The following is a 26,119-nucleotide window of genomic DNA, read 5'->3' as shown; positions in this document are numbered from 1 at the left end:
GCGGTGATCTAGGTTGTCGTTTTTTGGTTCGGTAGCTGAGCTTTATTGACTGCTTGATGTAAAGCTGGTTGAGTAAAAAGACAAGGCCGTTGGGATGGTTTACCATTGCCAACCATCAAAAATTGAGGAGCTCACATGTCGCGCCTGGCAGAATTTCGACAACTCGAGCAGCAACTCGCCGCCCAGCTTGCAGAACTGGAGGCCCTTAAGGGAAGCTCCGAGCTGCAGAGGGAAATGGAGTTTGAAACCAAACTGCGCAACCTGCTGGCCGAGTATGGCTACAGCCTTCGAGACGTGGTCAGCATCCTGGATCCTGAGGCTAACCGCCGTGCTGCTGCTCCTGCTGCAGCTGAAAAGGCCCCTCGTCGCGCTCGGCAGGTAAAGCTGTACAAAAACCCGCATAACGGCGAGATCATCGAGACCAAAGGCGGCAACCACAAGTTGCTCAAGGAATGGAAGGCTGAATACGGCAACGACACTGTCGAGAGCTGGTTGGCTCATTAATCCATAGACGGCGACAGCGGGAATCACTCCCGCTGTTTTCAAACGCTGATCCAGACATCGTGGGTGGTGTCTTCAATGGTCAAGCTGAACCGCGTTTGGTGGCAACAACTGGCACCTAAATCGATGCATCGCCGCTTGGGCGAAGTCGAAAAGCTGCTATCGAACTGGTGCACCACGGCCTATGGCCAACATTGGCTGAAAGTAGCTCGACTCCCAGGGCACATGCTTAGACTTTTGCCAGGCGACGTTATCCCTGTCGTACACTTCGTCGCTCTCGGAAATCGCCCGGTATTCATCACTCCCCCACGTCCCATGAAGGTCGGCCACAGATTCGTCGGCTCTGATCAATTTGCTTCAGGGCGTCCCCTAGCAGAAAACGAAATTCCCGTCGTTCCTTGGATCCGGCTGGACATCGTTACTGACGAAGCACTGATCAACGGGGCCTTGAAGATGCACCCGACTGGGCATATTCAGGGCGTCAAATCCCCCAGCACCATCTTCTCCATTCCAGCTCATTACTTGCTCTCTCCTCAGCAATGGCCCGATAAGGCCTATGCGCTGTACCAGCACATCTTCGGGATGGGAAACTCGTATCCTGATGACGGTTTCTTCTACGTAGGCATCACCAAACGAAGCTGGCAGACCCGGTGGGCGGAACACATGCGCGCCGTTGAAAACGGGAGCAATCTGGCGTTTCACCGAAAATTTCGGGAAGAGAGGGCTGCGGGTCAGATCACCTACGTCCACCATAAACTGATGGGGATCACCGACGACCTTGAGTCGCTCTACAACTCCGAAAAGTATTTGATTGAAGGGCATTGGGACGACCTACGCCGGCTCAACATGATCCCAGGTGGAAAGGCAGGCCTCAGGTATCTCAGAGAGCACTCGATAGTCAGCAAAGGGGAAATCGTCTCTCCCGATGAGCGAGAAGGTGTCCTGGGCGAATGGTTGAGCAACCAACAGGGGAAGAGCCTCCCTCCGATGAGCCTGGGTGAAAGGTGGCAGGACGAGGCTTGGGCTGCCGCTCAGATCTGCAGTCGCTCAGATCGACTGTCCGTGGCTCAGATTGCTGCGATTCGAGAGCTCGCAGGTCACTTCCATACAGGTGAAATTGCCGAGCGGACAGGGGCGAGTCATCAGCAGATTGTCAGCGTCATTTCCGGTAAGACCTATGCTCGTGTGAGGTGAGAGCCAGATGTGAACTCGAGGCCCCTCTCTCAGAACATGCTGGCGATGATCCGCGCATCCCGCAGCGCATGATGGCGGAGGGGAGCACCATCGTTGACCGTGTCCAGCGTGGTCGCATCCGTAGGCCAATTCCGCACATTGCCAGGCCAGTGCCTGTCTGAGTAGGCCAGCTCACAGAACAGCTCCCAATCGTTTTCCGGTGCGTCGGTGACAATCTCCACCATTTGCGTAAACCCCTCAAGGAATGCCAGGAGTGTGTCCCGTGCGGCCATTACGGGCATCGCGTAGGCCCCGCTCCAGAGCTGGGGAAGCACAATCTCAATCACGAAATCACTGCAGTCTTCAGGCCTCCAAGTGTCCAGCAATTCGACGTAGAATTCGCGCCCATCCTCAGCAACTAAGGCAAGCGAAATCAGCTTTGCTGCCGGCGACAGCTGAGTAAACTCACAATCGAGGTAAAGCTTCATGCTGGTGATTCCTGTCTCATGAGTGATATTGGCTGCCGCCATGTGTCCAGCGCTAGCGTGAATCGTGCCTCCACAGGCTAGCTAGAGCCTTTTTCCTGCCAGAAGCGTATGGCACCGTGCTACCTTCCTCCCCATTGTGCTTTATCTCCAGCGGTCTCACGGTTGAGCAGTGACAAACCAAAAGGTCGTCATTGATTACCGCTGGTGTATGAATTCAGAGCGGCAGGCGATGACTCGCCTGGGTGATAGGAAATCGTAGAAAGGCTGGAACTAAGTGAGTTCTCTACACGAGTCAGGTAGCAAAGCATCCCTTCAGGACGGGGCGAAACACGACCAATCGCATGAGCAATTGGTGCCAGACGCTGGATCATGGCAAAAAAAGGTTCACGGTTTTGCGCAGTGGTTGCTGAAATGGATCAACGCCCATGATGCCAACTCATGGACTGCCGGCAACGCATCTGGATACAAAACCGGCCACGAAGCGGGTAAGCAGCTTGGTCACCTGGAAGGCCGCAAACAAGGCCATCATGAAGGTCGCCAGCAGGGGCACGATGAAGGCCGCGAAGTAGGTCTGCGAGAGGGGTTCGACAGCGGCCACGAAGCAGGCTTTGAGGAGGGGAAGCTCGTACTGGATCTGAACCCCGGTGCGCGCTCTACCGATGTCGCACCTGGCGTGGACATCAATCTCTTTGAGAACTTCGATTTCCCTATTTCTCCGGAGCTCGAGCAACGGATACGTGACGACATCCGAGCAAAGCTCCCGGACTACCAACAGCCAACTGAGCCCCAGTGGCAAATGATCCTGTCTCGACATCCATCGACCTACATTGTGGCCGGCGCCGGCAGTGGCAAGTCCACCACAATGGTGCTCAGGTTGCTTGTTCTCCGACACTACCTGAATGTGCCTGAGGATTTGATCACTGTCGTGACCTTCACCCGTGACTCTCGCTTTGATTTCATTTCCAAGGTCATCAAGGTTTTCAAACTGTGGGAAATCCCCATGGACGAGAAAAAAGGCAAGACGTTTGTCCGAACCTTCCACTCTCGTATTCTAGATTTCTTCGCTTGGTCGCCGAGTCTCCAAGGCTCCAAGGCCTTTGAATTCCTCAGCAAAGACGCTACTGCCGAGGACGAAGAGCCTGAGAACGTACTGGATGTTCGGCTGAACGTCAGGCAGCTAGATCTGATGAATCGCTGCTACCAGAGTCTGTTCGAGAGCAACGAGAAATTCCGCAACCTGATCATTGAGTTGGTGAAATATTCCACCTACATCGGGGAGCCCCTCAATCCTGAGGATCCTGAGCACGCCAAGCGTATAGCAGTGATTAAAAAATGCTCTCGACGTGATCGTGAAACCTGCGAAGCCGTTGAGACACTTTGGCGCAAGGCTGGGCACTGGCCAATGCCTGGCGTGACGACTGATCTCGTACCGATCAAGTTGAAGGGTGAAACCTTCTACGCGAATGGTTACGCAGAAGACTTACAGGCCTTAGTGGTGCTGGGTGTCGACCGAAGTGAGCCAGACACTGTGACGGTGGAGAACGGTAAAACCAAGCTATCACTCGCCATGAACATGAGGCGGCTGTTCTTTAGGCTGTTCTACTCGCAGCGGGTCTTGTACTTCACAAATTACGAGGAGGCCATGTGCTCGCTGGAAACCCTCAGGGGACAGGTCTCTGAGGTTCCCAAATTTGGCTACCAAACTGATGGAGATATCAAACCTGCCCCCATCATGCAGGCTTTCCACAGTGCAGCATCGTTCATTGAGAACTTGGGGCTGGATGTAGCTGAAGCCATCAAAGGGATGAGCTTCACGAAGAGGGATATGGACGGGAAGTTCTTCGAGGCTCTGGGGCTGTTCTGGCCAGCGTTCGAGGACTTCCTGGCCGATCAAAGCCCAAGAATCTTCACCTTCAACAAGATGTTCGCCATGTACAGCGAACATGCTGAAGAAAACCTCAGCAAGCTCCCCGAAAGCGTTTTGAAATCCCAGATGGTCACGCTTGTTGACGAATTCCAGGATTGCGGGGCTAACACAATCAGCTGGCTACGGGGCGTGCTGACAGAGCTACGATTGCGACGAGTGGAGTACCGGTCGCCCCAAGGCCCTATTTACCCATCGCTCATGGCCGTGGGGGATGACTGGCAGAGCATCTACGGATGGCGAGGAAGCTCACCTAAATTCTTCCAGCAGTTCGAGAGCTATTTCCCATCACCCTCGTCTCTGCGAATCCTGATGCAGCAAAACTTCAGGTCACAGCAAATGGTGATCGATGCAGCCGAAAGCATTGTGAAACACACGCGCTCCATAGGTGACAAACACGGCCTGGCCGGGCACCCAGACATGATCGGCTTGAACATCCCAGTGCAGCTGTGGCGGCGAGATGATCAGCGCCTGGTTGATCTTGTCAACGAACACTATCAGGCCGGGGAAGAGGTCATGGTGTTGTCGCGATCCAGGAGCACCCTGGATGAAGTATCGAAGAAGCTAAGGGGCACGCTGCAGCGGGCGAAGTGGGAGAAAAAGCCCGATCATATCCGATTGATGACGTATCACGGTTCGAAGGGTCTTGAAGCAGATGCTGTGTTCCTTGTAGGTGACTGCGAGCAACTATCGTCATCGAACTGGCGAAACCAGGCTTACGCCTCGGCAGGTTTGGTCATGAAAGGCGAGGCCAGGGCCTATGATTTTGCGCAGGGCGAAGAGGTAATGCGGCTAGCATATGTGGCTATCACTCGGGCTAAGGTCAATTGCTACTGGTTCCTCGATCCACCCAAGCCAGCTAGCAAAGGTTTCCCCAGAGCTTCCGCGAAAATCGACAAAGACCAAGCGTTCTTTAGCGATCACAGGCGGTAGTAGTAGGCGCCGGAGCCAGGTGCAAGCTTGCACTGATGACGGCAGATACCATAAGAGAGCCGGAAGCATGCTGAAATGAGCAGCAGGCCTCCGGTTACGGTCTGACTTGGTGTGGCTATCGAAAGGCTGGCCTAACGCCATGGATGAGTAAAATCCGTGAGGGCTTCTTGTGAAGAGAACAATACTTGGCATGGCAGAGGCGGGTGAGCCGCTGCTCCAGCAGGCGCTCGAAGCGAACCATGCCTACCAGGCTGCAGTGGAACAAAGCCGACCGGCAGCGGAGGTTGAGCGCCTCCGCATGGAGGCCGATCACCTCTTCCAGACGGTCATTGATTACCAGCTTTACAAAGACGGCACTTTGGGTGACTCGGTGCACTGACCGACCACCATAATCAGTGGAGTAACCGCGATGAAGAAGGATCTCAGCAATGTCCTGCTTCCCGATCACCCGATGTACACCGAAGCAGTTGAGGCGCTTAAACAGTATCACCAGGCCCAAGCAGATGGCGTCTCCGGGCCAGAGCTTGAGCGCCTGCGCTTGATCGCCGAGAATGGGTTTCAAGCCGTGACGGACTATCAGCTTGGAGCGCTCGGTGGGCTAGCTCCTATAAGCCATTAGCGGGAGCGGCCAGCCCGGAAGGCAGAGGTGGTTTCCTCCCGGTAGGCAACCCCGGGGGTGGGTAAGCACCGGCTCAACCGTTGTCCTGATTCGAAACAAGCGCTCGGAGCTCATTTGCGTGGTCACTTGGATGCGATCCAGGGTCTCTTGTCTTAAGAATGCTGGCCGCTTGCGATTTCGCTTAAGTTCGTATGCATCAGCGGGCTTCTTATCGACCCACCTTCTCGGCTCTGTGGTCGTAGGTGGAGCCTCGGTCATGCAGATGAGTCCAATGGCAGTGTGCTTTTGATAAAGCCACCGCCACACCGCTCAATTGAACACCGTCCGATTTACCAAACGTCTTCACCTAGTTTGTTTCATGTGGGTTTTTAGTTTCTCAAGTATATAAATTGCTATCGACCCGCCCAGGTTGTTAGCAAGACGAGCTTCTGCCTGGTAGGCAACCTTATCACCTCCATGTGCACTGCTAGCATGTGTGCGTAAGACACCAATACCCTGTGCTATTGTAGTGGTCTACTAACCCCGGACACCTTTTTAGGCGAGAATGATCGCCATACAGAGGTGTTCGATGAGCAGACAACGACGTACTTTCACCCCCGCCTTCAAGCGTGAGGCTGCCAGCCTGGTGCTCGATCAAGGCTACAGTTGCCCCGAGGCCGCCAGATCCCTCGACGTGGGTGAGAGCTTGTTGCGTCGCTGGGTCGCCCAGTTGCAACTGGAGCGCGGCGGCATTACCCCCACTGCCAAGGCGCTCACGCCGGAGCAGCAGACGATCCAGGAGCTTCAGGCCCGCATCAACCGGCTGGAGCTTGAGAAGAAAATCTTAAAGGAGGCCACTGCGCTCTTGATGGCCGAGGAACACGGGCGCAGACGTTGAAGTCGATTCGGCAGTTGGCAAGACACTACCCTGTTCAACTGTTGTGTTCGGTCTTCGAACTGCCCCGATCTTGTTACTACGCCCATCTGGCCCGGCGCCGTCGTATCGATGTGCGCCGAGTGAGCCTGCGCAGCCGCGTCAACGAGCTGTTCAGTCAAAGCCGTAGCTCAGCGGGTAGCCGCAGTCTCGTTGCCATGCTCCGGGATGAAGGCGTCGAGGTCGGGCGTTTCAAAGTCAGAAGATTGATGAAGGAGCAGGGTTTGATCAGCAAACAGCCTGGTTCTCATGCCTACAAGAAGGCCACGGTTGAGCGCCCCGACATTCCCAATGTCCTTGATCGGCAGTTCACCGTGGCAGCGCCGAACACGGTCTGGTGCGGTGACATCACCTATATCTGGGCACAGGGTCGATGGAATTACCTGGCCGTTGTATTGGACTTGTTCAGCCGCAGAGTGGTGGGCTGGGCGATGTCGGCCAAGCCTGATGCCGAACTGGTCATCAAGGCGCTCGACAGGGCTTACGAGATGCGTGGCAGACCACGGGGTGTCCTGTTTCACAGCGACCAAGGCAGTCAATATGGCAGCCGTAGTTTTCGCCAGCGGCTCTGGCGCTATCGGATGACCCAAAGCATGAGCCGACGAGGAAATTGTTACGACAATGCCCCCATGGAGCGGCTGTTTCGTAGCCTGAAAACGGAGTGGGTGCCGACGGTGGGTTACATGACGACCGCGTTGGCCGAGCAGGACATCGGCCGCTACCTCATGCAGCGGTACAACTGGATAAGGCCGCATCAGCACAACGGTTTCGTACCGCCGGCGGTGGCGGAAGAAAAACTCAATTCTGTGTCCGGGAATTGTTGACCACTACATATTGACTTCACCCCGCCGAAAAGTGACTTGATGTCGTTGCTGTAATCAGTGCCATCAGGAAGCTTGAGTGCAGGGAAATCACTAACTACGAGCCCTATCAGCTTAGTTATCACTAGCTCTGAAGGGAGTGGCAGTCCTCTTGTGTCGAGATAGTGACGGCACACCGATTCCACAAATGTGTTACTATGGGATATCGAATCAGTGGGGTCAGTTAGAATTGCGATTCGAGCTTTAGCCCATTGTTTTTCTAAATAGTTGCCGTCTATAAATTTAGTTAAGTCGTCGTGAACGCCCTCGCTTTGACTGTTAGAGAATTCAGAAAGCAATTGTGCCGAGCTCGTGGCTTCGCCCAAAAGCTGGGTTAGACGCTGTTCAACGGCACTCCAGATGGAATCAATTGCAGCAGGGGACGCAAGTTTAGTGAGCTTTTCATCACTTAGTTCGTCGATGTTGTTCCAGGTCATATGCCCTTCGTAGGGCGTACCATGGTTCATCATATCGTCCACAGTTGATGAGGTTAAAATTCGAAGATGCTGACCATCGAAAGCAAAGCAGCCATACTCCCAGTCGTCCTCGTCGATGTAGCCTAGGTTGACGTTCTCACCTACGGCGTAGAGGCTCAGCTCCCCCACCGCTTCCCGTAATTCTTTCTCGACTGCTTCCAGACCCGCTCGTATCTCACTGCGAGACTCTCTTACTTTGTTGGCCAATTTGGCGAGGATTTCTTTTCTAGTGGTCATTGGGAGCTCGGATAATCATTTATTATGATGTTTTTACCGCAGAAGGATTGGTTTTGCCGCACTGTTGTATGTAACAGCCAAAATTTCTACGGCCTGCCGGGTTTACTCAGCCTTTGAGGTGATCGTGGAAAGTCTGTCTAGCAAGTGGCTTACCTCTTCATCATATGTTTGATCATCTGTTGCCTCCAGAAATCCCACAATAATTGCAAGGGTGGGAGATGCGCAAAAGTTTGCGGCCCTGAAAACCTCATCTTGTGTGCCAGGGCCAAAACTATAACCGCTCCAAGTGTTGGTTTCCTTGTCGGAGACGATATAGCGCTTTAGAGAGGAAGCTGAGTAGTGCATGGCGTCATCTGAAAGATGCTTGTACATAAGGTATTTATTAGCAAGTGAAGACATTTCGGCGATGTCTTTCCAGTTAAGGTGTCGTCCTTTGTCTCCAGATATTCGCTCATTCATCGCGGCTTCTACATCAACCGTTAAGGAGTAGCTGCCCGATTTCAAGGCTACAGCTTGCCCTCGTTTTGCCGCTATGTTGTCGTGCCTGAGGAGGGGGATGAATTTGTCAGGATTGTCTACTAAGGCACCGATGCAGAAGGAATTCTCATAAAGACACCTTGCCATAATCCTTGCTTCCACCACCATGCCTCTTTCTAAATTCATAATTGCCGATTGAAAGTTGCTTAGTGATCTCAGTGCGGAAAACATTGTCAGGACTTTAACATCCATGGTTCTGCCATGATGCTTTTCGAATCCTGAAAAAACTATCTTTTGTAACAGTTGATTGATATCTCTGAGTAGGGCAAACCATTCTTTATTTTGACTTGTGACGAAATCGATGGTCTGTTGTATATCGTTGTTTATGAAGCCGTGAGTTCTAAAATTGCCGTTTGTCTCTTCTGCTTTGCTCATGGAATCAGGCCCTGAAGTTTTGGCGGGTGAGGAGAAATGTTGGATTTTGCGCCCAGGTCAATAAGCTCTTTCGCATGGTCATGGGCAACACGATCAAGAGTGTCTTGATTCAGGAATTCTGGGCGGGTGCGGCCCTGCTTGCGCTCGTATGAGTCAATGGCTGTACCCTGATCGTCGTTGTGGGGCATCACTTACCGCCTGTTCTGAAGATGGTTAGGAAGCCAAGGCTGAACGTTAGTGTGAGCATTCCTGGCATTCTGACTCACTCAATCTCGGAGCCGAACAGGCGGCGGAGTAAATCACCGGTTGGCGTGCCGGCGTACCGAGCCTGCAGCTCTTCCTGTTTTGCCGAGCGACGCTCCCCGGTCAGAATGCTCAACCCATGTAGAGCGTTCATCAGTTGCTGCATGCCAGCAATTTCGTCCGCCATGTTCAACCAGACTGACCTGATCTGTTTTGCCTTGGTTTCAGCCTCGCGGCTGGTGATCTGCGACTCTATAAGCTTATTTGCATGTACCAGGGTCTTGAGCGAGGAAAGGGATTGCTCGAGCTCGCTCATGTCGTCATCGAGGCGAGCAGCCTGGTCGAGATTGGCTGGCTCTCCGTCGATATAGATGGTGTCTTCCTGAACCGAGTAAATCGCCAGGGAGCCATCACCTCCGCCAGTTACATCCAGAGCAAGGACGTTGCCGAGTCGCAAAGCATGAGGGATCCACGTGTGGCCAACGCAAACACGCCACACGCCAGGCACACCGTCACGGTGATGTTTTTTGATCCGCTCGCGGCCCCACAGGGCAACGTCTTGAAGCTGTGGGTTATCAAGGCTATTGGTGAAGTCACCCCAGCTCAGCCCTAAAGGCACATCCGCGTGCACTACGCCGACCAGGCCTTGTGCTGTTTCCAGCTCGATAGCCAGCGGCAAGCTTTCCAGCTTTTCGATGATCATGGGCTTCGAGCCGTCGTCTATCGTCAGCCACCATCGCGAACCATGGGCAGAGTATGGGAGAGCGGGTTTTTCGCTATAGGCATCGATGAGCATCTGCTCGTGATTGCCCCTGACCGTGAAGAACCAGGGCTCGCCCAAGAGCTTCAGCCCATCGAACATACCTGGGCCACGGTCAATGAGGTCACCAACGGCAATCAGGCGGTCGACCGACTGGTCGAATCCAAGCGCCTTGAGGCCCTTGTGAAGCTCTATGGTTTTGAAGTGAATATCGCCTACGACGAAGTCACGACCGACCAGGTTCTGGGCAAGTTTGAGCAGATGAGGCATGAGCTGCAGGCGCTCCAAAAATCAGTCTAAAAGCCCCCGATATTTTACCTGACACCGGATGGCAAGAGGTGTTGGTAGCGCATCATGTAATGTCCCCGAATGGGATCATTAACGTGTTTTTAGAGCTTAATGTTCCCAAACGGGGACACTATAAGTAGCGCTGATTTGGCAAAGTTGTGGCAGGACTAGCAGAAGGTGCTGGAAACGCACGCGACCGAAATTGGAAGCACCGGATGCATTCGGTAGGGGGCGAATCACAGTCTCCAGAGAGAGCGCATGATCTGCTGCAGGTATTTCAAACAGGGAGGCGATCCTTCCGTGGAAAGCGGCTGCTCGCGCACGGCATGGCCACTCTCAAAGCGATCTCAGCAGGCCCTGAAGCGTTCCGTGCTCCCAGGTGCTGAGCAGGGCAATCGGATCTGTCCCGTATCGATCACCAGGGTCGAAACACCAAACCCGCCCATCCGGGCTTTCGCAGCGCTCGCAGTAGTCCAGCTCATCACAGTCATTGAAAACGGTGATGCGCCAACCTTCGATGTCGATCACGAAAAGGCCGACGAACATCTCGTCCCATCTCTGGAGCCCGGTCTTTCGCATCTGGCTTCGACCGAACACCGCCTCTCGCAGAACCTGAGAAACCTCACGTGCCGTGAGTGAGTTCACACTGCCCTCGCTCATGTCTCTCGTCCTCGATCACAGCTCTGGGCCGTGGTGCGCTTGGTAAAGTTGTTTTACAGAGGAGTACAAATGTTCTCATGCCCTGTGATTTTCAGGGTTAGGGTTGTTCCATTGCTCAGGTGCGTCCATCAGCAGGTAGGGTTTTCCATGCCTGGTGATGATGAATGAGTTCCCTTTGATTGCGAGCGCGGCGAGACGTCGAAAGCGTCTCCGCGCTTGGCTGAGACTGATGATGGTGGGCACTTAGCTTTCTCCTGCCTGGGTGCTGCCATCGTGCATAGGGCAGAGCGTACTCACCCACACGCCGCCGATTTGTTTGCCAGGCGCGCCACACCGCTCGCAGGTCTTCAGCGATATCTGTTCGGCAAGGGCAACAGCACCCATGCAGTAGCTATCGCCACCGTCATAGAAGAAATGCAGCTCGCCAAACTTCGACTTCACCTGTGCCACCACTACCTGCGAAACGTCGGGGTGCCGATCCAGGTGGGCTTGAAGCGTGTCGCATAGCGTAAACAGAAGGTCACGCCATCCACGGCTGCAGTAGATGTCATCCACAGATGGGTCAGAGAACAGCAGCGGATAGCGTTCTCTGAACTCTGCGAGGGTGATCTCGGGCGGTGTGTCCATATTCTTGGTGTGCTGAGTGGGAACTTTGAGGGGCCGAAAGATTGCAACTGGTGAGTAACCTTAATGAAGGCTATCAAGCGTTTATGTCGCTGTCGAGGGAACTTCAGGGTATGCAGTTAGCATACCCTTAGTTGCGCTAGACAATATTGGTGGGGGTGTTGATAATTGTGAGGTTTAACATTTTTTCGATATCCCTAGGCATAGAAAATGCCGTACTGAAGATTGTGTAGAGACCAGATCTCGATGGCATTGGCTGGAGAGTGAGAGAGTCAGTGACTTGGCGTGAGGGCTTCGTCGGCAAGCGGAGCGCGCAGGCGCGAGGATGGAAGCCCGCAGGGCCGAGACGCCGCCACCAAGGCGAGCGGCTCGGTTTACGACAGCCGACCCGCCAGGGCGCGCCCGACCTCGACTAATTCTTGGAGAACCCATGAGCAGAGACGCCAATGACACCGTGTACTGCAGCATTCAAATGCCGATGAGCCAGGGCCGAGAACTCCTGGAGCTGATTGCAAAGCTCCGTGCTTCGGGTGAGCACCCATCGCTCGAACCGGTCTTCCAAGAAGCCCAGGGTGAACTGGAGATGTCAATTGAGTTTGTCGAGCGGATGCTTGCCGGCGAGGGTGGGCTCGGTGGCAAGCCCGAGTAGGGATCCACGGGATGGCCAGTCATGACGACCTGCACCTTCGCGAAACCGCACGGCGGAAAGCCCTATGGGCGCTCGCAGACCTCGCACCTGGTGATCCTCGAGCCACTGACGCCCTAGTCATACTCGATGACATCGAACTACACGAACAACGCAGCCCCATCCCAACGGTACCGTCCACCGAAAGGCCAGACGGAACCTTGATGGTGCGTGATATGGACATCCCTCAGCCGTGGAGAGAGCGATTCCACTGTGCTAGTCGTGGCTCAACAAGGTTCATCGACGGCGCCTACTACCGAGACTGGGAGAAATTTGTGCGCGAGTGGGAAAAGGAAATGGCCCATGTAGAGCGGCACAGACGCATATGACGCAATTAGTCTTTGAGGGGGATAGGCTGCGTAATGTCAGACATATCCCTAACCAAAAAAGAGGCAATCAAGCAAGGATCCGGAGGCGCCGGTATGAATGGCTATCAAGCAGGGACGCATCAGGTGGCGGCTTTTTCGCGACGTTCGGCTTTTAAGGCCAGCTGGGGTTACCTGCTGCGAAACAAAGGATTACCCCCGAGATCATGAAAATCTATACAGCTCATTCAGGGGGGCGCTGTCCTCTTTTGCTACCAAATGTGAGATCCAATAGAGTTTGAGCATTCCTATGAGTGTAGCTCGTGGGGGGAAGATCCTTGATGTTAACTTCGAAAAGGCGACCATCCATGAGCCAGTCCATGAAGCCCAGTAGGTCAGGAGTGTAGTCAAGTAAGTGTAGTTGCTTCGAGTTGGAAGCTTTAGTTGAGGTTATTGTGAATTCGGCTCCGGCGAAGTAGTTGTCTGGGAAAATAAAGAAGTAGTAGCAACCAAGTTTAAAGTGGATAGTGGGGACTCGTTGTATTGATAATCTTATATTGTATCTTTCATCTTTGAGTGGGTGGGCTTTTAATCCCTGTTTGATTGAGTATCTTAGAGCATCCTCGTTTATTTGGTCTTCAGGAATGCTTTTGGTTAGGTGTTCAATAGGGAGCGCGTAAACCGAGTGTTCGCAGCTTTTTATTTTTCCATTTAAGTAGTCTCGCATCAACTTTTCTGAAAGAGAGTAGGTTGACTCGAAAGCCTGTTGTTGAGGTTGAGTGCTTTTAAGGCGCTCAGAGAACACGATCAAGCGCCATGCGATAGAGATTGCGAAATTGTAAACGTCGTCTTGAATAGGGTTAGGCGATTTTTTTCGATAGTATTTCTTGAAAATGTTGTCCGTGAAGTATTTTTCTAGCGTAGAGAATTTAGCCTCACAGGTGTTACACATCATCCTAAAGGCGGGGGTGTCGAATACCGTTTGGTCATTGTTGAAGTAAAAGCTTTTGAATTTGCTTGCTTCTTTCAGCCAGCGCATTACGAATTTGGGGATAACATGTCCAAGTTTTTCTAGTTCGCCTGTCTGGCAAAGCAGGCACGAAGTAGGCATTCTTTCAATTTGAAAAAGGTCTTCATATGCCCGTTGATTGGTGAGGTCGTTCAAGCAAATTTTCCTTATGGCTTGTGTGATCTGAAGCTGAAGTTGGGTCAGGGAAGTTCGGGTGTCCATTCTTCTGAGGTTTAAGATATCACCTGGCAGTCACTGCCGAAATGTGCTCTGATTCTTTGGAGTTGATCGGGCAATTGCTTTGGCTGAGTTGGCTCACTGAGCTGCCAGGTGATGCATCGGAATAAACTCCAGAATTTCATCACTCGCCGACACGCCTAGGGCGATATCTACATGCCTACCTTCAACCAGTGCAATGTCGCACGCGCTTGAGACAGATGTGCTGATGTCTGCAGCCTCACTCATCAGCGTGAGCATGCACGAAACCACCGACTGCCTGACTTGGTTGATTGGAACTGACTCAAGGGTTAGCGTAACCACAGCCTGGAGCTTGGCCTGTAATGCCTCTGCTTGCTCCGGAGCTAAACCTCCAGGGAAACACATCACTCTCCCCTCGGTTAGGTCGCATAGGGATTCGGAGCTGTGATGCTGGTGGAAGTAGACGAAACGAGTAACTGGTTGATCATTCACCAGAGTTGGGTAGGTGAACATCCATGACGTCTCGGCGAGGTCGGCTGCTAAGCGAGGGCTATCCGCATGAGCCCGTGTAAACGCGGCGCGGATTTGAAGGATCAGACCTAATACCTCATCAGGACTGCCGAAGCCGTGTTCTCCAACAAGTGATTTCACAGGATCAAGCATCGCCAACGTGCCGGCGCCCGTGATGATGCCAATCTCTGTTCTGACGATCTTCTCTTCATTGTCACCACAAGGGATTCTTAGGCCCTGCTCGGTGATCTGAGTGACACGTTTGTCAGCCGCGATGATGACCTCATCGCCTAGATGCGCGACCAGAATGCAGGTCATGAATTCCCTCTCCTTGGCATGGTGGCACCAGTCGCAACTGGGCACTGGATAGCCGCAGAACACGAACGTGCGCAGGCATGATAGCTCGAAGCCATTGAAAAGCCACCACCTGGCCCCCAGTAAAGGAACGCACTCTACCTCAGGGTTAGCCAAATCAAGCAATGAAAGGAAGCTGGAAAATGATCAGAGTATTGCTGTCCCTGGATCTTAACGATGCTTCACACAAGCAACGTGATGACCTTTATGAGATTTTGAAAGGGAAAAATTGGCAGAAGACAAAGCATGTCGACACCGTATGGACGCTCACCTATTCAGATTATGATCATGGCTCGGCAGCGAATTTCAAAACGATCAGAGACTACTTGGCAAATACTTTCCATAGTGCAGCGCAAAAGCTGAAGCTAAACGAAATCTATTACGTGGCGCAACTTGGGAATGATAGCGTTATAGCTCGGCAAGTTAAAAAGGTTGATGGGGCGTACAAGGTTCTGCACGTCGAAACGTATGATGCGAAGTAACCAGTGATGTCCGGTGACGTAAGTCACCGGCTTTCCCATATCCAAAGTTCAGATCTGCACGCTAAAGCATAACGTAGGTTTTTGGAGATTAGGTAGGCGCGAGAACTTGGTACTTCAAGATTTAACGATAATTTCCTCGACACCTCGTAAAGCGCTCAACGAGCAAGCGGAGCGCGCAGACCATGGATGGTCGGAGGCGCGAGGATGGCAGCCCGTAGGGACGAGACCGGGCTTCAGCCTGGGCTCGGTTCACGCCAGCCGGCCCAGCGGGCGCGCCCGAGTCTTTCGCCTCAAATCGCTCGTTCGTGAGATTCAATCGCCGCCTCAAGGCTAGGATGCCACTCCAGAGGCAGTTCGCTGGCCACACCCATCAACCTGCGAGCAACCCGGCGCTGTTCGTCCTGTTGTGGCGAATCCTCAGCAGAGAAGTAGCGAGCTGATGCCACGCAATACCCACGACCATCAAGCGCCTGCAGGCAGACATACCGCATAGCAGCTTGATCGCTCAGACGTCGCCATGAGATGACCTTTAAAAATGACCCGGCTTTGAGGCCCGAGGTATTCATACAAGGCTCATCACGATGCTTTGGATCATCCAAGTGACTGAGCTCCTGGCGACGAGCAATGACGTAATCGATGACCGCCTCAGGATCCATCGAAAGGCCACCCCGGTCAGTCACATAGTAGTTTTCCAGTTTGTTGACGGCCTCGATGAATGCTCGCTCTCGTTTTCGCTCCCACTCGGATCGCTTATCTGGAAATAGCCAGCTGTAAATTCGATCAAATAGCGCTGTTAGTCTCACGGCCAGGACTCTGTTAGTCAGGGGCCAAAGACCCCTGGTTAGGAAAGTGGTGATAGCAGTTACTTTTTCAAGAGGGCGTTCTTGCAGGGCAGGCACTCAGGCAGCTCCGGAAAGAACTCTTTGCGTATCCTAGAGTCGCGGCCACATCCACCTATCGTGGCTTTTAAATAATATTCAGTCATTTTCTGCGTGTCGTGGGAAAAGTGTCGTTTCTTCAAGATATCTACAGGCGTGATAATGAGTGTCTTGAGGTCTTTCATGTTGTTTCTCCATTAATAGGGCAGGGTTTAGTGGCTCACAGGCGAGCCGTTCGGCACGAAATCAACAACGTTCGTGTACTTCTTCCAGCGTTGCTCATAATCATCAACCTGTTCCAGAAGGAACAGTTCGCGGGCCAGGGCCGCTTTCCACAGGCCCTCAACACGTTCGACTTCACTACGGAGATGAGCGATACGCGCTTTGAGTTCGCCGACCTGACCGTTCTTTTTGGCACTCTTCTCCTTCTGAACGGCGGCGTATTGTTCGATGTCAGCGATCAGACGCTTATAGATATCTCGATCCTTCCTGATAAGGCTCTGATCCTTACCTGCTTCGAGAGCGACGGTTCGGAGAGAAATCTTGGTGTCCTTTTTCACTCGCACCGGATTGTTGTTAGCCAGACGGAGTAGGGCGTCGAAGAGTTCTTGCAGGCCTACGCCTTTGATATTGCTATTCATAGGTATAAGTTAGTTCAGGTGGCTAAGGATGGTTTCGTAGTCCTGGATGTTGCGTTGCTCCATCCGGTATTCGAACGATTTCGGATCCAGATCCATGAGATCGATCTGGGCAAGCTCAATGACCGATTTCACATTGCTCACCTTGAGCACTGAGCTTGCGCACCCGAAACAGTTCGTGAAATTGCCATGGGCTCGTTCGTTGCAAGGTTTACTACTGGCGCATCCGCCCAGGGGAGTACGCTGGTAGGAAATCAGGCCATTCTTAGCCTTTTTCATTGTCTCCTCGGCGGTCTGCCGGTAGATAATCCTGTCAGGATCATTCGCTTTGCTCATGGTTGATACACGCTCGCCATGGCCACCATGCAGCTTTTCGGTCGAATACAGAACATCGTTGAGGTACGAGATCCACTGAGCGTCATTCGCGGCGTTTTGGAGTTCTTTATCAAGCTCAGGGCTTCGTAGCTTCATGTTGTACCCACCCGCAGAGCAGCCACGTTGATAATAAATACTCATGGACTCGGTCAGGTGGGTAAGAAGCCTTTTGAGTTCAGGAATATCCAGTACCTGGCTTTGAGCACCAAAGACGGCCATAGTCCTACGGAATTGGTGGGATGCAATTTTCCATGGTTTACCTACTTTGTATTTCGGATCCGAGCGCCAATCTGCGAGCGGGTCAATAGCTTCCAGTTCAAGGATGTCAGATTCTTCAATAATAATCGGAGTCAGGTATTTCTCTTGCCGGGTAAAATCTCTGATGATGACTGTATCGCCAGGATCGTTCTTACTGAACGGCAAGAAGCTTGGAGTCAGAAGCAGGCAGTCACCGCCATTCGTACCTGCAGGTACATAAGGCGCAATGATCGACTTAATGGCCTGAAGGCACTTAATAGGCTCGTGGATTAGCTCATTGGCAATCCAAGCCGTATCTTTTGCCGTTCCTGTAAGTTTGGTTGAAATGCCCATCAGGTACACACCTTTTGAGTTCCAGCCCTCAGCTTCCTGAATGCACTCGTCCTCAAGAAGCTTTGCTTCGTGATCTCTTACGAGCGTATAGATATGCACCAAGCATTTCGCGCTGTGTTGAGCCAGTGCGAGTTGCCGTGCCAGGCTAGGAGCTTGCCGGATGTTGTATTTTTCACAGAAATCATCAAGATTGTGATCGCTAACGGCTTGTGAAAAATCCGGTCGCTTGATTTCGTCTGCAGGCCGATGGCCGGGCTCCATCTCAAGCCTGTAAACCTTACTAGAGCCTCGGCCATATAGAGGATCCTCCGCCAATTTATGCGAAAGCGCTTTGATCATGTCGCCATGGTTGATGAAATCAAGAACGACATTGTTATAGTGATGGTAGCGGGCATGAAGAATTCGGCTTGGAATAACAGGGGTTTGTTTTTCACTGTTATACCTCTCGCTTTGTCGCTTGCGCAGAACTTGGAAAAAAAGCTTGTGCGGATTCAACTTGAGCGCATTGCAGGTCAGCTTAAGGTAGTCGGCAATCATTGTTCCGAGGCTAGACGCATTGTTGCCTGTGATACCATCTGCGAAATCCATATGTTTAGGCGAAGAAATCAGCTCTTGGATTGTGATGTTCTTTTCGTCAGCACGTTTAGTAAGGAAGTTAAGCGCGTTAAAGGCCATGTTAATCGTTGAGACCCTTAACGCCGTTCCTCGACGACTAGGCGAGAAGATATTCGTCGCCAGAATAATTTGTGAGGTTAGGATGTTGGCAGCGTTAAATTTGCCGCCTGTCCTGTAACGTTCAAAATTGAATGAAGTCGAATCTGTTGGCACAAGTCCAAGCTGCGGGAAATCCCAATACATGTCTTCCAGCAGGATTGCCAGTCCGGTACGACTGTGGCTGATAATGCAGATGCTACTCAAGTTGTCCAAATTCATTCCGACATAAGCCACACTGACAGTTGGCTTGCGCTGCTCATCATGCTGGAGAATTCCGGAACCAGGACGAATACCAACACGTTCTGCAAGGCTGTCGGTGTCGTCGACAAGGCTGTCAATGTCGTGAGAGTAGGTCTTGGTGCTGCTTGAGGTCTTGTTCATGGAATTACCTTTAATCGGACGAGTCGTTCTAGGTGTCGCTGCCAGTAGTCGGTCAAAGTGTTCTTTTCATAGACTTCGGCCCGCAGTTCCTTGAGGGTTTCGCTGAGCGATGGATTGACGGTCAGCATTTCATTTAAAAGCCCTTGGATCTGGTCTAAAGTCGGCCCATGGATCAAATTAAAGTGATCAAGGCTAGCGCTTGAGTGAATCATTTCTTTGGTTACAAATTCTAAGCTGAGCAGTTTCCAGGCGTCCTCGCGGTTCGCGTGAACCTTGTGGTGAACGCAATTCAAACAACCGACTTCGCTCTTGCAGTCCGGTGCGGCAGTGATACTCGAGCTCTCACTTTTCAGTGGCGAACCTTCACTCATGCAACCACCAACTGGCGTAGCACATGGGTGTGGGTTTCCAAAGAACTCGTTGACTACCGCATGGAATTTTCCAATCTGATCGACGGCACTTTGCTCGTTGGCCTTTAAGTAACTGGCCCTTTGCGTCTGCTCACTGTGCCCAAGCAGAATTCGAGAAGCTTCGTGGCCATGGTTTTTTGCCACATAATTGTCCTTGTAGTTTCTGAAGCTTTGATAGCTTAGGCACGGGACATCTGGGTCGATCAATCTACTAATGCGGTTGTGGAGTCGCCTAAGAATATTTGTGTCGAGAATTCTGTAGTTCGACAGGGTGTTGCCATCAAACCCTATAAAAAGATATGAGTGGTTAGACCCTTGGCACAGGTGATCCCTAAGGGTTATGTATTTACGAAAGTGCTTAATAAAGCTAGCCTTAACTCGAACAATGACTTCCTTGTTGTTGGCTCGAAACTTGATAGATCTGACCCCAATCTCTTCCGTGTTGGCGATTTCGAAGTCTGGATCCCAAGGGATTTCGCGCAGGGGTGATTCATTGATGGCTGTTGCTGCGACGAACATGGAAACAAAGCTATCGTGAGCAATCCTCGCAAGTGATGCTCGGTACTTGGCGTCCCTGGAGGAATTGGCGAGTTTGAGTCTGGATTCATATTGTTCTTTCGCACGGTAGTAGTATGTAAAATGTTTTGAGTTGGAGCGGCTTCGAAAATCTTGAAATGTTCTCAGACGGGCCTGGCTGTAGTCAAAGTAAACAGACCCAGCAGTCTTCTCGCCACCTTTAGCAAGTATTTTGTCGGTTATGAGCGGATACTGATCGTCCGGTAATATCCATGCGTAGCCATCTTTTACCTTCAGTTTGCATGGCATAACTTCATCTTTGATCAAGAAGTCCGTCAGTCCAGTGAAGAGTGGTTCACATGTCTGCAGGTGGTATTTGACCGCGTCTCGACTAGGCGGCTCTATTACCTTCTTGGCTTTGCCCTCAGGGCGTACAATCAAAGGTAGCCGTGAGAAGAGGAAACTTTCATCCGGAAACATTTTCTCACCGCATGTCCTGCATACAGTTTGCATTCGCCTGCGCGTGACGTATGCCCTGTTGTCGGTGTTTAGATGCTCACTGAACGCAAGCAATGCTTTATGGTATGATTCTGAATCATCGAGAAAATCCTCGAATCCGTTTGCTTCGCACCATTTGACCATGAGCACCCAGTCCGCAACTGCGGAGTAACCTGAGCTAAGAGCTGCCGTGGTGAGGCTCATAGTCATGATGTGACTCGCCAGGTTTTTCACTCTCGCTAGCCGTTTCGGGAGGTGAGTCCTTACATTGACCTCCCTCCTTGCTCTTGCGCCAGAACGCTCGCCAAAGCAGATAGCCCCAAAGTCAAAGGCGTGACGATGGTTGAATCGCACGAGAATCGATTCGATTGGGTTTCTTGCCAGTTCATCATGAACCTCAGTAAGAAGCTGGGCATGGTTGACCTGGACGTCCAGGCGAATTTCGCAATAAGGCCTGTAGTCCATTTTAGTTCTCCACTAGGCTCATGATGTGCTTCTGATAATCACTGTCTGCCTCATGCACCATTTCATTAACCCGCCGGTAGTCCAAATAACTCATGGTGGTTTTGCGGTTTGAGTGGTTCAGGCGCTTAGCAACGTAGTCGATCAGTTCGAGATAGCCGATTTTGCCTTGGGCGAGGAGGTGCCTGCGTTCATCTACCAAATTCATGCCGAATGAAGCCCTTAGATCGTGAAAGCTGAATGTAAAGTTGTGACCCTCTGCCGTTAGCAGAGGTGTAATTGTGTCTTTGATAAATTTTCGTACTGCTGAACCTTTCTCACGGCTCTTGTACTTGTCTTTATCGAGGTGGCTCACATAAAGTGGCTTTCCAGTTTTGCTCAGAAAAACATACTGCTCAGATTCATCTCTTTCCAATGCTTGGGCTTTGCGGCTCTGGTAGCGGTCAGATTGAAGGTAGGTGAAAAGCCGATGATGCACCCAGCCTGGAACTTGGATGCTCTGGTTCTTTCCATACTTTGTGTCTACCAGATAATCCTCACCAGCGCTGATCGGATACGTGCCAGTATCATCTGCAGAGGCCTCAATCACATCGCCGACTCGGAGTGTCAGTGCCGTTTGTATCCTCATGCCGGAAAAGAGCGCCAGGATAAACAGGAGTAGCATTTCAATGTTACTCACGAGGAGAAGTGCTTTGATCACCGCGTCTTGCTCAAATTTATGGAGGGGGCGAAGCTTTCCGCCGTCATAAATGAAATCGCTTGACTCATCATTGTTTTTGGGAAAGGTTAAGTCGGTGGTGACGACCTCTCGTGTTCTTGTGAATCCGTGTCTGTCAAGCCGTGATACATGAATTATTTTCTCTTTCCACGGCGGCTTCGCAGGTATGAAGTTTCGATACTTCATTCGCCATCGGTAGTATCGAACTACGGCACGTATCTTATTGTTGACACCGCCTGTGCGTTTCTCGCTTCGTGCAACAGCTAACTTGTAATGTGCCTTGAATCGATAGGTCGGCCTTTCGAATTCTCTGCCCCTAAAATCTAGGTGGTCAAGATCGTGGTCGAGCATTACATTCATGAACTCGGTTAGATGGGCAGCCTCAGCACCTAAGGTTTCCGTCGAGAGCTTGGGGTACTGCTTAGCCCGCGAGAAGAGATAGAGGTTGCCATCTACCCAGGGCGTTCCATCAGGTTGAAGAATGATCTTCATGCCTGGAATGTAGTCTTCGTCTTGGTACGCCACCGGGTAAACCACTGGAGGTTCTGTAGGAACAGATACCATCGCTTCTATGGGGAGTTTGTCGCTTTTGGTGAAAGGGGTGAGTCCTCTCAATTCTACAGTTGTGTACATGTTGCTCTTGCAAGTCGGACTTCAGGGTAAGAGTCAGAATCAGTGTTTCGACCCCGTTTCAGTGGGCGGGCAGAATATCGAGTGTCAAAAGTTTTGCAAGCGGTGGTTTTGTCGAATGCTCGAGGGTGAATTTTTAATTAGTTATATATTGTCATGGGTGTTTTTTTGTGTTTGGTTATATGTTTAAGTGGTTTATAGGGCGCGGCTTGGCTGGAAGGCGCGTACTTGATGGGTTTGGTTTTTTTATTTGTCGTGAATTGACGTTTCAGCGTGTTGATTGTTTATATGGCTCGAGTTTTGTGCGACTTGGCGCTCCTTTTATATATGTCAATTAACCCTGTATTGAGCCTGCAAAGAAATCCTGGTCGTTCAAGTGCTCTTTCGAAGCAGCGTGCTAGACGGGGTTTTGCATTTTTGGGTTGCTTGAAAATAATTTCCGTGAATTGACCAGGCGGCCTTTTCTGGATTTGTTTGTGATGAATTGACATGGCTTTTTATGTTGGAGAAACGAAAAAGACGGACGGTCGTGAATAGTCGGCTACTGGACAATATTTGATCAGTGTTTTAGGCCGCTCGGTGGGTTTGGCACCGCCCAAGAGTGCTCAGGGGCTACCTGGTCGAGGGTGTCGACACCTGCTGGAACTGCTCTTTAGGTAGAAGCTGTGGCCTAGGGGCTGGGAGAAGGGTTGAGGCCTCTCGTGATGGACGGGCATGTAGCTATCCCTATAAACGGTTGGACTGTTGGGCTACTTGAACCCTCAGGCTCTGGGTGTATCGATGTGTGGAGCTCAGACCCCCTGGCTCTGCACATGGATAAAACCCACTGCACGGCGCGCTGAGCGCTCACTGGTAAAAGCGAAGGCCGCAGAGGGGGGGAAATGCCATAGGAGGCTTGCGATGCGCTTCCAGAAAAGGGGAGCCCGACCTGGCCATTGTCGACGTGCATGATGACCCAGAGGTGACGGCGGAAGAGTGTTTGGGACTAGGGTTGATTGAGGCTACGTGGGCGCCTTCTGGTGTTGCGGCGCGCTGGGCTTCATGTAGCGCTCTGCACCTTGAGTACGGCATCTGCCTTGGCAGGGCCAGGTGTTAGTAAAGAGATCTTGGCGCGAGGTGTGCGGTCGCAGACATTCATTGGTCTGGCTGAGCGGCTGCCCACCTCGCGCTCGTGTCGATCAATAAGTGGACGTACATGGCACCCGTGAAGATGGAGCCGGCGATCAAATGACCGTGAGCTGGACGCACTTGGCGGAACTCAATAACTAGGTGGATGGATAAGCGAAGCGAGCGCCGAGAATCACCTGACCTTGGCCGCTGGAAGTGACCAGCCGATACGTCACTGCAGATGATGAGGTTGAATGTGTGCAGGCACCGGGCATACGTCACCCACTCGCTCTCACCAGTCCCCGTCAGTCATCACCAAGGTGTGTTGAGCGGAGGGTTGGATAGATGTGTTCGTGGGGTCTCGCGTGCTCAGGAATGGACGACCTGCGATGGGATCACCACGCCCGCTGCAATGTCCCCACCCACGGTTGTTGCTGTCCAGAGAATCACTTTGGTTTCTCTCTCATCTTGCTTAGGAAGAGAGCTGGAGCGAGGCCGGTTCTGAAGGAAGGGGGAGTGCCGCGCTGCAAGGCTTGAGGAAGGAGGGGAGGGCTCAGGCCGCCTCGCCTGCATTCCTTATGAGGAGGCTTTTTGCTGTCGGTATTGCCAGGAGCTCACGATACGTCGAAGTAGCCTTCACCTCACGCGTAGTTCTGCACCTTGACCGTGTGCAGGGTGATGTCCACCACGTCGCCATCGGCGCCGACCTGGGGCATCTCGATCCAGTCGCCGACCCGCAGCATGTCGTTGCTGGTCAGTTGCACGCTGGCGACGAACGACAGCAGGGTGTCCTTGTAGACCAGCAGGATCACCGCCGACATGGCACCCAGGCCGGACAGCAGCAACAGCGGCGAACGGTCGATCAGGGTGGCGACGATGACGATCGCGCCGAGTACGAACAGCACCATCTTCGCCAGTTGCACATAGCCCTTGATCGAGCGGGTGCGGGCGTGTTCGGTGCGCGCGTAGATGTCCAGCAGGGCGTTGAGCAGGGCGCTCAGCACCAGCATCTGGAACAGGATGGTCACCGCCAGCGCCAGGTTGCCGAGGAACAGCAGGCCGGTCTTGCCCAGGTTCGGCACCAGGTAGAGGCCGAACTGGATCACCAGCGATGGGGTCATCTGCGCCAGGCGGTGGAACACCTTGTTCTGGCGCAGGTCGTTGAGCCAGTGCATCGCCGGTTGCCGCCCGAGTAGCCGGGTGGCGTGCAGGATCAGGTAGCGCGCGACTCGTCCGAGCAGCAAGGCGACGATCAGCAGCAGCGCCAGGGCCAGCCCGGTGTGCAGCAGCGGATGTTGGTCGAGGGCGCCCCAGAGGTCCTGGGCGCCGATCCAGAGCTTTTTGATATCCATGGGGGATGAAGATTCTTCTGCAGGAAATGGCCGAGAGGGATTAGAGCATTTAAGCGGGTGAAGATGACCGTTGAAGACACGCCTGTTCACAAAAACGTCACTGTTTATCGGCGTTTTTGCAAAGAAACTCGGCCTCGGCGCCGGAAACCGTTAACCTATGCAGCTGATATTTTGCATTTCTTCGAGGTCAGCCCCCGTGTTTTCCCAATTCGCCCTGCACGAACGCCTGCTCAAAGCCGTGGCCGAGCTTAAATTTGTCGAGCCCACCCCGGTGCAGGCAGCGGCCATTCCGCTCGCGCTCGAAGGGCGTGACCTGCGGGTGACGGCGCAGACCGGCAGCGGCAAGACCGCGGCGTTCGTCCTGCCGATCCTCAATCGCCTGATCGGCCCGGCGAAGATCCGCGTCAGCATCAAGACCCTGATCCTGCTGCCAACCCGCGAGCTGGCCCAGCAGACCCTGAAGGAAGTCGAGCGTTTCTCGCAGTTCACCTTCATCAAGTCCGGCCTGATCACCGGCGGTGAAGACTTCAAGGTGCAGGCGGCGATGCTGCGCAAGGTGCCGGATATCCTGATCGGTACGCCGGGACGGATGATCGAGCAATTGAACGCCGGCAACCTGGATCTGAAGGATGTCGAGGTGCTGGTGCTCGATGAGGCCGACCGCATGCTCGACATGGGCTTTGCCGAAGACGTGCAGCGCCTGGTCGACGAGTGCCCGAATCGCCAGCAGACCATGCTGTTCTCCGCCACCACCGGCGGCTCCGGCCTGCGCGAGATGATCGCCAAGGTGCTGAACAACCCCGAGCATCTGCAGCTCAACGCCGTCAGCCAGATGAACGAGACCACTCGTCAGCAGATCATCACCGCCGACCACGACCAGCACAAGGAGCAGATCGTCAACTGGCTGCTGGCCAACGAGACCTACCAGAAGGCCATCGTGTTCACCAACACCCGGGCCATGGCCGACCGTATCTACGGGCGCCTGGTTGCCCAGGAATACAAGGCCTTCGTGCTGCACGGCGAGAAGGACCAGAAGGACCGCAAACTGGCCATCGACCGCCTCAAGCAGGGCGCGGTGAAGATCCTCGTCGCCACCGACGTTGCCGCCCGTGGCCTGGACGTGGATGGCCTGGACCTGGTGATCAACTTCGACATGCCGCGCAGCGGCGACGAGTACGTGCACCGCATCGGTCGTACCGGCCGGGCCGGCAACGACGGCCTGGCTATCTCGCTGATCTGCCATGGCGACTGGAACCTGATGTCGAGCATCGAGCGCTACCTCAAGCAGCGTTTCGAGCGTCGCGTCATCAAGGAGGTCAAGGGTACCTACGGTGGGCCGAAGAAGGTCAAGGCTTCGGGCAAGGCCGTTGGCGCGAAGAAGAAAAAGACCGATGGCAAGAGTGACAAGAAAAAGTCGCTGGCCAAGACGCCGACCAAGCGCAAGAGCGCCAACCGGCCGAAGAGCGATGCTCCGACGCTGGTCAGCCAGGACGGCCTGGCGCCGCTCAAGCGGCGCAAGCCCTCGACCGACGAGTAACTGCCGGCCGGCTGGCTGAAACTGTTGTACTCCCACCAATGCCCCGACCTGTCGGGGCATTGGCGTTTCCAGGGGTTGCCTGCGAGGGTAGTAGCATTTTGCTAAAAGATCGGCACGGGGAGTGGCGCAGGGGTTATCACGCTCTGTAGTATTTCCCG

The 26,119-nt window shown here is 53.0% G+C and carries 26 protein-coding genes and 1 pseudogene; 9 read left to right on the top strand and 18 right to left on the bottom strand.

What is annotated here, in order from left to right; genetic code table 11:
• Window positions 1–135 precede the first annotated feature (135 nt).
• Both AC6I6U_RS28465 and AC6I6U_RS28460 read left to right on the top strand, forming a co-directional pair.
• Complete coding sequence (locus AC6I6U_RS28465) at window positions 136–504, top strand: histone-like nucleoid-structuring protein, MvaT/MvaU family (RefSeq protein WP_497879304.1); 369 nt, start codon at window positions 136–138, stop codon at window positions 502–504.
• 75 nt (window positions 505–579) lie between these two features.
• On the top strand, window positions 580–1,695 hold the full coding sequence (locus tag AC6I6U_RS28460) for a GIY-YIG nuclease family protein (protein WP_497879303.1): 1,116 nt from the start codon (window positions 580–582) through the stop codon (window positions 1,693–1,695).
• A gap of 29 nt (window positions 1,696–1,724) precedes the next feature.
• Here AC6I6U_RS28460 and AC6I6U_RS28455 read toward each other — a convergent pair whose 3' ends face one another.
• The gene (locus tag AC6I6U_RS28455) at window positions 1,725–2,162 is read right to left on the bottom strand and encodes a hypothetical protein (RefSeq protein ID WP_497879302.1); all 438 of its coding nucleotides are present in this window, start codon (window positions 2,160–2,162) and stop codon (window positions 1,725–1,727) included.
• A gap of 274 nt (window positions 2,163–2,436) precedes the next feature.
• On the opposite strand from AC6I6U_RS28455, the gene AC6I6U_RS28450 reads away from it, so the two are divergent.
• From AC6I6U_RS28450 to AC6I6U_RS28440, 3 genes are all read left to right on the top strand, one after another.
• Complete coding sequence (locus AC6I6U_RS28450; RefSeq protein WP_497879301.1) at window positions 2,437–5,019, top strand: UvrD-helicase domain-containing protein; 2,583 nt, start codon at window positions 2,437–2,439, stop codon at window positions 5,017–5,019.
• Window positions 5,020–5,209: 190 nt separating this feature from the next.
• The gene (locus AC6I6U_RS28445; protein WP_497879300.1) at window positions 5,210–5,398 is read left to right on the top strand and encodes a hypothetical protein; all 189 of its coding nucleotides are present in this window, start codon (window positions 5,210–5,212) and stop codon (window positions 5,396–5,398) included.
• Between the two features lie 30 nt (window positions 5,399–5,428).
• Window positions 5,429–5,638 (top strand): hypothetical protein, encoded by a 210-nt coding sequence (locus AC6I6U_RS28440; RefSeq protein ID WP_497879299.1) that lies wholly within the window; start codon window positions 5,429–5,431, stop codon window positions 5,636–5,638.
• Window positions 5,639–5,980: 342 nt separating this feature from the next.
• On the opposite strand, the gene AC6I6U_RS28435 is transcribed toward AC6I6U_RS28440, so the two are convergent.
• Window positions 5,981–6,142 (bottom strand): hypothetical protein, encoded by a 162-nt coding sequence (locus AC6I6U_RS28435; protein WP_497883122.1) that lies wholly within the window; start codon window positions 6,140–6,142, stop codon window positions 5,981–5,983.
• 64 nt (window positions 6,143–6,206) lie between these two features.
• Between AC6I6U_RS28435 and AC6I6U_RS28430 the strand changes: the two genes are divergently transcribed.
• Window positions 6,207–7,375, top strand: a protein-coding gene (locus AC6I6U_RS28430) for an IS3 family transposase (protein ID WP_497878044.1) whose coding sequence is annotated in 2 segments (ribosomal slippage) — window positions 6,207–6,468 and window positions 6,468–7,375 — 1,170 coding nt in all. Because the reading frame shifts where the segments join, the coding sequence is not laid out codon by codon here.
• Here AC6I6U_RS28430 and AC6I6U_RS28425 read toward each other — a convergent pair.
• From AC6I6U_RS28425 to AC6I6U_RS28395, 7 genes are all read right to left on the bottom strand, one after another.
• Window positions 7,306–8,124 carry an abortive infection family protein gene (locus AC6I6U_RS28425; RefSeq protein WP_497879298.1) on the bottom strand — a complete coding sequence of 273 codons (819 nt, stop codon included), beginning with the start codon at window positions 8,122–8,124 and terminating at the stop codon, window positions 7,306–7,308. The genes AC6I6U_RS28430 and AC6I6U_RS28425 overlap by 70 nt on opposite strands.
• 102 nt (window positions 8,125–8,226) lie before the next feature.
• On the bottom strand, window positions 8,227–9,036 hold the full coding sequence (locus AC6I6U_RS28420) for a DUF5677 domain-containing protein (RefSeq protein ID WP_497879297.1): 810 nt from the start codon (window positions 9,034–9,036) through the stop codon (window positions 8,227–8,229).
• On the bottom strand, window positions 9,033–9,224 hold the full coding sequence (locus AC6I6U_RS28415) for a hypothetical protein (RefSeq protein ID WP_497879296.1): 192 nt from the start codon (window positions 9,222–9,224) through the stop codon (window positions 9,033–9,035). The genes AC6I6U_RS28420 and AC6I6U_RS28415 overlap by 4 nt, the downstream gene beginning before the upstream one ends.
• 74 nt (window positions 9,225–9,298) lie before the next feature.
• A complete protein-coding gene (locus tag AC6I6U_RS28410; RefSeq protein WP_497879295.1) occupies window positions 9,299–10,309 on the bottom strand; it encodes a metallophosphoesterase in 1,011 nt (336 codons plus the stop codon).
• A gap of 354 nt (window positions 10,310–10,663) precedes the next feature.
• Complete coding sequence (locus tag AC6I6U_RS28405) at window positions 10,664–10,987, bottom strand: DUF7693 family protein (protein WP_497879294.1); 324 nt, start codon at window positions 10,985–10,987, stop codon at window positions 10,664–10,666.
• A gap of 75 nt (window positions 10,988–11,062) precedes the next feature.
• Window positions 11,063–11,230, bottom strand: a complete 168-nt coding sequence (locus tag AC6I6U_RS28400) for a hypothetical protein (protein ID WP_497879293.1) — start codon at window positions 11,228–11,230, stop codon at window positions 11,063–11,065.
• Entirely contained in the window at window positions 11,231–11,614 is a 384-nt protein-coding gene (locus AC6I6U_RS28395; RefSeq protein WP_497879292.1) for a hypothetical protein, read from the bottom strand.
• Window positions 11,615–12,041: 427 nt separating this feature from the next.
• Here AC6I6U_RS28395 and AC6I6U_RS28390 point away from each other — a divergent pair, with 427 nt between their 5' ends.
• Window positions 12,042–12,260 carry a hypothetical protein gene (locus AC6I6U_RS28390; protein WP_497879291.1) on the top strand — a complete coding sequence of 73 codons (219 nt, stop codon included), beginning with the start codon at window positions 12,042–12,044 and terminating at the stop codon, window positions 12,258–12,260.
• 585 nt (window positions 12,261–12,845) lie between these two features.
• On the opposite strand, the gene AC6I6U_RS28385 is transcribed toward AC6I6U_RS28390, so the two are convergent.
• Window positions 12,846–13,766, bottom strand: coding sequence for a hypothetical protein (locus tag AC6I6U_RS28385; RefSeq protein WP_497879290.1), 921 nt, complete (start codon window positions 13,764–13,766; stop codon window positions 12,846–12,848).
• A gap of 159 nt (window positions 13,767–13,925) precedes the next feature.
• Complete coding sequence (locus tag AC6I6U_RS28380; protein ID WP_497879289.1) at window positions 13,926–14,636, bottom strand: hypothetical protein; 711 nt, start codon at window positions 14,634–14,636, stop codon at window positions 13,926–13,928.
• A gap of 179 nt (window positions 14,637–14,815) precedes the next feature.
• Between AC6I6U_RS28380 and AC6I6U_RS28375 the strand changes: the two genes are divergently transcribed.
• Window positions 14,816–15,154, top strand: coding sequence for a hypothetical protein (locus tag AC6I6U_RS28375; RefSeq protein WP_304546625.1), 339 nt, complete (start codon window positions 14,816–14,818; stop codon window positions 15,152–15,154).
• Window positions 15,155–15,444: 290 nt separating this feature from the next.
• Here AC6I6U_RS28375 and AC6I6U_RS28370 read toward each other — a convergent pair whose 3' ends face one another.
• The 7 genes and pseudogenes from AC6I6U_RS28370 to AC6I6U_RS28340 form a co-directional block, all read right to left on the bottom strand.
• Window positions 15,445–15,957 carry a hypothetical protein gene (locus AC6I6U_RS28370; RefSeq protein WP_497879288.1) on the bottom strand — a complete coding sequence of 171 codons (513 nt, stop codon included), beginning with the start codon at window positions 15,955–15,957 and terminating at the stop codon, window positions 15,445–15,447.
• A 59-nt stretch (window positions 15,958–16,016) separates the two neighbouring features.
• The gene (locus AC6I6U_RS28365) at window positions 16,017–16,217 is read right to left on the bottom strand and encodes a hypothetical protein (RefSeq protein ID WP_497879287.1); all 201 of its coding nucleotides are present in this window, start codon (window positions 16,215–16,217) and stop codon (window positions 16,017–16,019) included.
• A gap of 27 nt (window positions 16,218–16,244) precedes the next feature.
• Window positions 16,245–16,673, bottom strand: coding sequence for a hypothetical protein (locus AC6I6U_RS28360; RefSeq protein WP_497879286.1), 429 nt, complete (start codon window positions 16,671–16,673; stop codon window positions 16,245–16,247).
• 9 nt (window positions 16,674–16,682) lie between these two features.
• The gene (locus tag AC6I6U_RS28355; RefSeq protein ID WP_497879285.1) at window positions 16,683–18,731 is read right to left on the bottom strand and encodes a hypothetical protein; all 2,049 of its coding nucleotides are present in this window, start codon (window positions 18,729–18,731) and stop codon (window positions 16,683–16,685) included.
• The gene (locus AC6I6U_RS28350; protein WP_497879284.1) at window positions 18,728–20,620 is read right to left on the bottom strand and encodes a hypothetical protein; all 1,893 of its coding nucleotides are present in this window, start codon (window positions 20,618–20,620) and stop codon (window positions 18,728–18,730) included. The genes AC6I6U_RS28355 and AC6I6U_RS28350 overlap by 4 nt, the downstream gene beginning before the upstream one ends.
• A 1-nt stretch (window position 20,621) precedes the next feature.
• A complete protein-coding gene (locus AC6I6U_RS28345; RefSeq protein ID WP_497879283.1) occupies window positions 20,622–21,968 on the bottom strand; it encodes a site-specific integrase in 1,347 nt (448 codons plus the stop codon).
• Between the two features lie 1,751 nt (window positions 21,969–23,719).
• A pseudogene (locus AC6I6U_RS28340) lies at window positions 23,720–24,424 on the bottom strand (mechanosensitive ion channel domain-containing protein); the annotation flags it as partial.
• Window positions 24,425–24,620: 196 nt separating this feature from the next.
• Here AC6I6U_RS28340 and AC6I6U_RS28335 point away from each other — a divergent pair.
• Entirely contained in the window at window positions 24,621–25,961 is a 1,341-nt protein-coding gene (locus tag AC6I6U_RS28335) for a DEAD/DEAH box helicase (protein ID WP_497879282.1), read from the top strand.
• Window positions 25,962–26,119 lie beyond the last annotated feature (158 nt).

The organism is Pseudomonas sp. UTLPPB19802 (genome assembly GCF_059730225.1).
This window is presented reverse-complemented; position numbering and strand designations above follow the sequence as displayed.

Bases quoted from the DNA above. Each gene is read 5' to 3' on its own strand.
- AC6I6U_RS28420 (WP_497879297.1), bottom strand. From the start codon at position 9,036: ATGAGCAAAGCAGAAGAGACAAACGGCAATTTTAGAACTCACGGCTTC.
- AC6I6U_RS28380 (WP_497879289.1), bottom strand. From the start codon at position 14,636: ATGACCTGCATTCTGGTCGCGCATCTAGGCGATGAGGTCATCATCGCG.
- AC6I6U_RS28415 (WP_497879296.1), bottom strand. From the start codon at position 9,224: ATGCCCCACAACGACGATCAGGGTACAGCCATTGACTCATACGAGCGC.
- AC6I6U_RS28350 (WP_497879284.1), bottom strand. From the start codon at position 20,620: ATGGACTACAGGCCTTATTGCGAAATTCGCCTGGACGTCCAGGTCAAC.
- AC6I6U_RS28345 (WP_497879283.1), bottom strand. From the start codon at position 21,968: ATGTACACAACTGTAGAATTGAGAGGACTCACCCCTTTCACCAAAAGC.
- AC6I6U_RS28460 (WP_497879303.1), top strand. From the start codon at position 580: ATGGTCAAGCTGAACCGCGTTTGGTGGCAACAACTGGCACCTAAATCG.
- AC6I6U_RS28440 (WP_497879299.1), top strand. From the start codon at position 5,429: ATGAAGAAGGATCTCAGCAATGTCCTGCTTCCCGATCACCCGATGTAC.
- AC6I6U_RS28425 (WP_497879298.1), bottom strand. From the start codon at position 8,124: ATGACCACTAGAAAAGAAATCCTCGCCAAATTGGCCAACAAAGTAAGA.
- AC6I6U_RS28375 (WP_304546625.1), top strand. From the start codon at position 14,816: ATGATCAGAGTATTGCTGTCCCTGGATCTTAACGATGCTTCACACAAG.
- AC6I6U_RS28405 (WP_497879294.1), bottom strand. From the start codon at position 10,987: ATGAGCGAGGGCAGTGTGAACTCACTCACGGCACGTGAGGTTTCTCAG.
- AC6I6U_RS28445 (WP_497879300.1), top strand. From the start codon at position 5,210: ATGGCAGAGGCGGGTGAGCCGCTGCTCCAGCAGGCGCTCGAAGCGAAC.
- AC6I6U_RS28365 (WP_497879287.1), bottom strand. From the start codon at position 16,217: ATGAAAGACCTCAAGACACTCATTATCACGCCTGTAGATATCTTGAAG.
- AC6I6U_RS28410 (WP_497879295.1), bottom strand. From the start codon at position 10,309: ATGCCTCATCTGCTCAAACTTGCCCAGAACCTGGTCGGTCGTGACTTC.
- AC6I6U_RS28455 (WP_497879302.1), bottom strand. From the start codon at position 2,162: ATGAAGCTTTACCTCGATTGTGAGTTTACTCAGCTGTCGCCGGCAGCA.
- AC6I6U_RS28355 (WP_497879285.1), bottom strand. From the start codon at position 18,731: ATGAACAAGACCTCAAGCAGCACCAAGACCTACTCTCACGACATTGAC.
- AC6I6U_RS28360 (WP_497879286.1), bottom strand. From the start codon at position 16,673: ATGAATAGCAATATCAAAGGCGTAGGCCTGCAAGAACTCTTCGACGCC.
- AC6I6U_RS28465 (WP_497879304.1), top strand. From the start codon at position 136: ATGTCGCGCCTGGCAGAATTTCGACAACTCGAGCAGCAACTCGCCGCC.
- AC6I6U_RS28390 (WP_497879291.1), top strand. From the start codon at position 12,042: ATGAGCAGAGACGCCAATGACACCGTGTACTGCAGCATTCAAATGCCG.
- AC6I6U_RS28395 (WP_497879292.1), bottom strand. From the start codon at position 11,614: ATGGACACACCGCCCGAGATCACCCTCGCAGAGTTCAGAGAACGCTAT.